Source organism: Enterococcus pseudoavium NBRC 100491, from assembly GCF_001544295.1.
GTDB lineage: Bacteria > Bacillota > Bacilli > Lactobacillales > Enterococcaceae > Enterococcus_A > Enterococcus_A pseudoavium.
Genome location: NZ_BCQF01000056.1, coordinates 1 through 598, shown reverse-complemented (window position 1 = coordinate 598; position 598 = coordinate 1). Strand labels below are relative to the sequence as shown.

General features: G+C 51.7%; 1 tRNA gene and 1 rRNA gene. Both read left to right on the top strand.

The window, feature by feature from the left end:
• Positions 1 to 408: ribosomal RNA gene (locus EP1_RS13195) — 16S ribosomal RNA — on the top strand; the annotation flags it as partial.
• Positions 409 to 508: 100 nt separating this feature from the next.
• Positions 509 to 581: transfer RNA gene (locus tag EP1_RS13190), tRNA-Ala, on the top strand.
• Positions 582 to 598: the final 17 nt, after the last annotated feature.

The following is a 598-nucleotide window of genomic DNA, read 5'->3' as shown; positions in this document are numbered from 1 at the left end:
TTAAGTTGGGCACTCTAGCGAGACTGCCGGTGACAAACCGGAGGAAGGTGGGGATGACGTCAAATCATCATGCCCCTTATGACCTGGGCTACACACGTGCTACAATGGGAAGTACAACGAGTCGCGAAGTCGCGAGGCTAAGCTAATCTCTTAAAGCTTCTCTCAGTTCGGATTGTAGGCTGCAACTCGCCTACATGAAGCCGGAATCGCTAGTAATCGCGGATCAGCACGCCGCGGTGAATACGTTCCCGGGCCTTGTACACACCGCCCGTCACACCACGAGAGTTTGTAACACCCGAAGTCGGTGAGGTAACCTTTTGGAGCCAGCCGCCTAAGGTGGGATAGATGATTGGGGTGAAGTCGTAACAAGGTAGCCGTATCGGAAGGTGCGGCTGGATCACCTCCTTTCTAAGGAAATAGTTCATCTTAGATGAACGTTACGGAAACTACACAGGATTGCTTTTATTCGTTCAGTTTTGAGAGGTTTACTCTTAATTAAATCAACATCGGGGCCTTAGCTCAGCTGGGAGAGCGCCTGCTTTGCACGCAGGAGGTCAGCGGTTCGATCCCGCTAGGCTCCATTGATGGCAATGGTCAT